At 74.3% G+C, this 5137-nt stretch carries 5 protein-coding genes; 3 read left to right on the forward strand and 2 right to left on the reverse strand.

The features are described 5' to 3' along the window. Nucleotides 1-410 precede the first annotated feature (410 nt). Nucleotides 411-1415, reverse strand: coding sequence for a stage II sporulation protein M (locus ACFU6K_RS30990; protein ID WP_380668629.1), 1005 nt, complete (start codon nt 1413-1415; stop codon nt 411-413). Between the two features lie 319 nt (nt 1416-1734). On the opposite strand from ACFU6K_RS30990, the gene ACFU6K_RS30995 reads away from it, so the two are divergent. Continuing rightward, nucleotides 1735-2757: an RDD family protein gene (locus ACFU6K_RS30995; RefSeq protein ID WP_380668631.1), complete on the forward strand. Its 1023-nt coding sequence runs from the start codon at nt 1735-1737 to the stop codon at nt 2755-2757. A 57-nt stretch (nt 2758-2814) separates the two neighbouring features. Here ACFU6K_RS30995 and ACFU6K_RS31000 read toward each other — a convergent pair whose 3' ends face one another. Then, entirely contained in the window at nt 2815-3453 is a 639-nt protein-coding gene (locus ACFU6K_RS31000; RefSeq protein WP_380668633.1) for a hypothetical protein, read from the reverse strand. Between the two features lie 108 nt (nt 3454-3561). Between ACFU6K_RS31000 and ACFU6K_RS31005 the strand changes: the two genes are divergently transcribed. Together ACFU6K_RS31005 and ACFU6K_RS31010 are read left to right on the forward strand one after the other, a co-directional pair. Beyond that, complete coding sequence (locus tag ACFU6K_RS31005; protein ID WP_380668635.1) at nt 3562-4074, forward strand: SigE family RNA polymerase sigma factor; 513 nt, start codon at nt 3562-3564, stop codon at nt 4072-4074. After that, entirely contained in the window at nt 4071-5096 is a 1026-nt protein-coding gene (locus tag ACFU6K_RS31010) for a hypothetical protein (RefSeq protein ID WP_380668637.1), read from the forward strand. Before ACFU6K_RS31005 ends, ACFU6K_RS31010 begins: the two co-directional genes overlap by 4 nt. Nucleotides 5097-5137: the final 41 nt, after the last annotated feature.

A 5137-nucleotide genomic window follows, 5' to 3' on the forward strand; every position in this document is an offset into this window, starting at 1 on the left:
TTTGGCACGCTGTTGAGTTCTCAAGGAACGGACGCTTCCTTCGGACCGCCTTCCAGCGGACCCTCCGGGCTTCGTTCTTTCGTGTTTCCAGCTTACCAGACGTTTTCCGCTCCGTTTACCGGCGCTTCATTCATCCGATTCCCACTGGGGGGATTTCCTGCGAACTTCGTTCCGAAGCCTATCAAGGCTTTCGGAGTGATCCGTCCGTGGGATTTGCTTCGTCGGAGGACGCGCATTCCGTGGAACACGCTCGCCTCGATTCGGCGGTGTCGTAGACACTAACGCCCGGGCCCGACCGTTGTCCAGTCAGTCCCAACCGTTCAAACCTACTAGCCCACCCTCACCACGTCAATGGTTTGGCCGGGACGAGTAGAAGACTAGCAGGTCAGAGGCCTGTCGATCACATCGGCTCAGGCCGCGACGGGCTGGAGGTCCGCCCGGTCGGCCGCGTCCAGATCGCCGAACTCCCCGTCCTCGGCGGCCCTCCGGCCCAGCACCAGGGCGTAGAGGAGGAAGGCCGCCTCGGCCAGCACGCCGATGGAGATGCGGGCCCAGGTCGGCAGGCCGGACGGGGTCACGAAGGCTTCGAGTACGCCGGAGACCGCCAGGACCGTCGCCAGGCCGATCGACATGCCGATGATCGCGCGGCCCTGTTCCGCCAGCGCCACCGAGCGGGTGCGCGGGCCGGGGTCGATGACGGTCCAGCCGAGGCGCAGCCCGAGGCCGCCGGCCACGAAGACCGCGGTCAGCTCCAGCAGGCCGTGCGGGATGAGCAGGCCGAGGAAGACGTCGAGGCGCCCGGCGGAGGCCATCAGTCCGACGCCGATGCCGAGGTTGAGCACGTTGGTCCACATCACGTAGAGCACCGGAATGCCCAACGCGATCCCGAACAGCAGGCACTGCACGGCGATCCAGGCGTTGTTCGTCCAGACCTGTGCCGCGAAGGAGCTGGCCGGCCGGTCCGAGTAGTACGTCTCGTACTGGCCGCCGGGGCGGGTCATCTCCTGGAGGTGCTCGGGCGCGACCAGGCTGTTGCGGACCTCGGGGTGGGTGGCCATCCACCAGGCGAGCAGTGCGGTGGCGACCATCGAGACCACCGCCACCGGCACCCACCAGCGGCGCGAGCGGTAGAGCGCGGCCGGGAAGCTCACCGTGTAGTAGCGGGCGACGTCCTGCCAGCCGTTGGTCCGGGCGCCGGTCACCGCGCTGCGGGCGCGGGAGACCAGGCCGGTCAGCCGGCTCACCAGGGCCGGGTCCGGCGCGGCGGCCTGGACCTTGGCGAGGTGTCCGGTGGCGCGCTGGTAGAGCGTGACCAGCTCGTCGGCCTCCTCCCCGCCGAGCCGGCGCCGACGGGCGAGGGCGTCCAGTCGGGCCCACTCCCCCTGGTGGGTGGCGACGAAGACGTCCAGGTCCATTTCGGCGGCTCCATGATCGGCGGCGGGCGCGGACGTGCGGGCGCGGACGTGCATGCGCGGGCGGGTCCGCGGACGGGCGGGTCCGGGCGGACACGCGCGGCCCAGCATGCCAGCAGCGGCCGCCGGCCCGGCCGTCGGGATCTCACTTCCCGTGCGCCCACCGGGCCCCGTATGTTTGCGGCTGCGGATCAGACTGCGGAGAGCGCGTCACGGGGAGCCGGTCCGGGGTGGTTCCCTCCCCCGGCACCGCCGCCCTCCCAGCCGCCGGATCCCCATGGGCGAGCCGTACCGGCTCCAAGAACGTGAACGGACAGGTGTCTTGAGCGACCTGGTGACGGGTGAGGCGGTCGTCCTCGGCCTGCAGACGGCGAAGCTTCCCAGCAGGGCCCTGGCGATCGTGATCGACCTGCTGGTGGAGTTCGCCGCCCTGCTGGTGTTCACGCTGCTGCTGAGCCTCGCGCTGATCGGGCTCGACGGCGCGGCCCTGGCCGCCACGATGATCGGCCTGATGGTGTTCTTCCTGGTCGCCGTGCCCGTGATGGTCGAGACCCTCACCCGCGGCCGCTCGCTCGGCAAGGCCGCGCTCGGCCTGCGGGTAGTGCGCACCGACGGCGGGCCGGTGCGCTTCCGGCACTCGCTGGTGCGCGGGCTGGTCGGCTTCTTCGAGATGATCGTGCTGACCGGCTCCCCGGCCGTGATCACCTCGGCGGTGCACTCGGACGGCAAGCGGCTCGGCGACATCTTCGCCGGGACGGTGGTCGTCCGCGAGCGCACCCCGGGTGCGGGCGGCTCCGCCTCCCCGCTGCCGCCGGTGCACCCGCACCTGCTGCAGTCGATGGGCCACGAGCTGGTCGCGATGGATCTGTCCGCCGTGCCGGAGCCGCTCTGGCTGGCCGTCCGCCAACTGCTCGGCCGGACGGGCCAGTTGGACCCGGCGGTGATGCACCGGATGTCCACCCGGCTGGCCGAGGACCTGTCCGCCCTGATCGGCCACCCGATCCCGCCGGGGCTGCACCCGGTGGCGTACCTGGGCGCGGTGCTCACCGAGCGCCAGCGGCGGGAGTGGACGCGGGCCCAGCAGCAGCTGTGGGCCGCCGGGCCGATACCCGGCCGGCCGGTACCCGCCCAGGTCCCCGCTCCCCGCCCGGCCTCCGGTCCGCTCCCCGCGCCGGCTCCGACGGGCCCGGCCGACGGACGGCCCGTCCGGGTCCTCGGCCTGCCGGCCCGGCAGCCCGCGCCCGCGGCTCCCCCGGTCCCCGTCCCGGCGGCCGCACCGACCGTCCCGACGGCCCCGTCCCTCGACAAGCCCGCCGCCGGCAGCGGCTTCGCCCCGCCCGCCTGAGGCGGGCCACCCCGGCCGCCGCAGCCCGGCCGCACGGGGCCCAGCCGCACGGGCCCGCTACTCCTCCTCCGCCCCCACCCGCCAGGCGTTCGGCGGCGACGCCAGCTCCTCCAGCTCGATCCCCTCCGCCGCCAGCACCACGTCGCCCGCCAGGTGCACGACCTGCTGCTCGCCCGTCTCCAGGTCCGCCACCTGGTACCGCTCGACCAGCAGCGGCCCCGAGTCCGTCTCGTGGGTGTCGACGCCCTCCAGCAGCCACCCCTGGTCGAGGGTGCGCGGCGCCAGCACCGGCTCGGTGAAGGCCACCAGCCGCACCCGCGCGCTCGCCCCCTCCCGCAGCCGCAGCAGCCGGGCGGTGGCGACCAGGAAGCCCGGCGAACGGCCGGTGAAGGCGTGCGCCCGGTCGTGGCCCTCCGCCGCGTGCTCGCCGCCGGGGTCGGCCGCGTCGGTCCGGACCCAGGCGACTCCGTCCACCGCCCCGCCGCGCACCTGCCAGCCGCCGGCCCGCAGCTCCATCCGCAGCGGCCGGGCGCGCGAGTCCAGCGTCAGGTCGGTGCTGCCGAGCACCCGGCCGTCCGGCGCGTAGGTCTTGGAGACGTACCGCCACCCGGCCGCCCCGGGGGCGCAGGAGAAGCGCTCCTCCCCGAGCGGGACGTGGTCGTGCGGGTCATGGAGCGAGTACCGGCCGTTGGGCATGCCGGAAAGCCTACGTGCGCGGTTCGCGTGCAACGTTCCGGCCGGTGCCCGCATTAGAGGGGCGGACGGCGCGCCGGTGCGCCGCCACCACGACGAGAGGGGGTGCGGATGGCGAAGCAGACGCGCGACGTGGAGTTCACGGAGTACGTGGCCTCCAGGAGCGGCTGGCTGCGCAGGGTCGCCTATCTGCTGTGCGGGGACTGGCACCGGGCCGACGACCTGGTGCAGGAGTGCGCGACCAAGCTGTACGTGAACTGGTCACGGGCCGGCCGGGTCGAGAACCTGGACGGCTACGCCCGCAGGGTGCTGGTCAACACCTTCCTCGCCGAGCAGCGCTCGTCCTGGTGGCGGCGGACGTCACGGACCGCGGCGCCGGTGGACGTGGCGTCGGTGGCCGTCGACCTCGACGCCCGGCTCGACCTGCGCAAGGCGCTGGCCGCGCTGCCGCCCAAGCAGCGGGCCACCGTGGTGCTCCGGTACTACTGCGACCTCACGGTCGATCAGACCGCCGATGCGATGAGCTGCTCCTCGGGCAATGTGAAGAGTCAGACCTCACGGGCTCTGGCCACCCTCCGGACGACGCTCTCCCCCCGTCCCACCACCGCCGAGAGGACGTCATGAGGTCGCACGAGCAGCGTGATCTGACCGCCCGGCTGAGCGCCCTCGCCGAGGCCCCGGCACCGCCCGCCGCACTCGACACCTCGGCGGTGATCGCCCGCGGCCGGGCCCGACTGCGCCGCCGCCGGCAGGCCCTGGTCGGTGTGGTGGCCGGGTCGACCGCCGCCGTCCTGGCCGGTGTCCTGCTGCTGCGCCCGGCCGGGGCACCGCCCGCACCGGCCGTCCCCGCGCCCACCGCCCCGGTCTCGCTCGCACCGTCCCCGACCGCCGCGCCGACCCCGGCGGCGCAGACCGGTCCGCTGAACGCCGAGGCCCGCTTCGGCTGGCTGCCGTCGTGGCTGGCCCGGCCGGCCGTCGGCTACGCCACCAGCGACGGCCGTTCCGTCGCCACCGCGGCCACCACCACCGCCGTCCTCAACGCGGTCCCCGCGCTGAAGCTGGAGCTGCTGCGCGGCCCCGGCGAGTCCCTCGCCCCCGGCCAGCACACGGCCCCCGCGCCCCCGGTCGCCGGCCGGGAGGCCCAGTGGCTGCTCACCGACGCGTCGGGGTCCCTGGGCGGGCTGCGCTGGATGACCGCCTCCGGCCGCTGGGCCCAGCTGACCGCCACGCTGTGGTTGGACGCGAAGGTCCAGGACGACCTGCTCCGGGTCGCCGCCGGCGCCGAGTTCGGCAGTCGGGACGTCCCGTTCCCGGTGCGCCCGACCGGCCTGCCCGCCGACCTCAGGCTGCGGAACGCCGAGGTCCACCGGCCCACCCGGGACTCCGAGCCCCCGTGGAGCGCCATCCTGTCGTACACCGTCGGCGACAAGTGGCTGAGCGTCACGGTGCAGCCGGACGGCTTCGGGAAGTTCGCGGACGGCCGGCCGGACGGCGGCACCCCGGTGTGCCAGGTCGAGAAGGGCGTCCAGCTCTGCGCCAACGGCACCGCGGCGGGGCTCCCGTCCGTCCAGGGGGCCGGCGGACCGGCGGGTCTGCTCAAGCGGTTCGACGTGCTCGGCGCGGACGAGGCGTCCTGGACCCGCTGAAACGCCCTGCCGAACGCCGACGGCCGGCGCCCCCGGAGGGG

It is taken from the genome of Kitasatospora sp. NPDC057512, from assembly GCF_042802135.1.
Taxonomy (GTDB): Bacteria; Actinomycetota; Actinomycetes; order Streptomycetales; family Streptomycetaceae; genus Kitasatospora.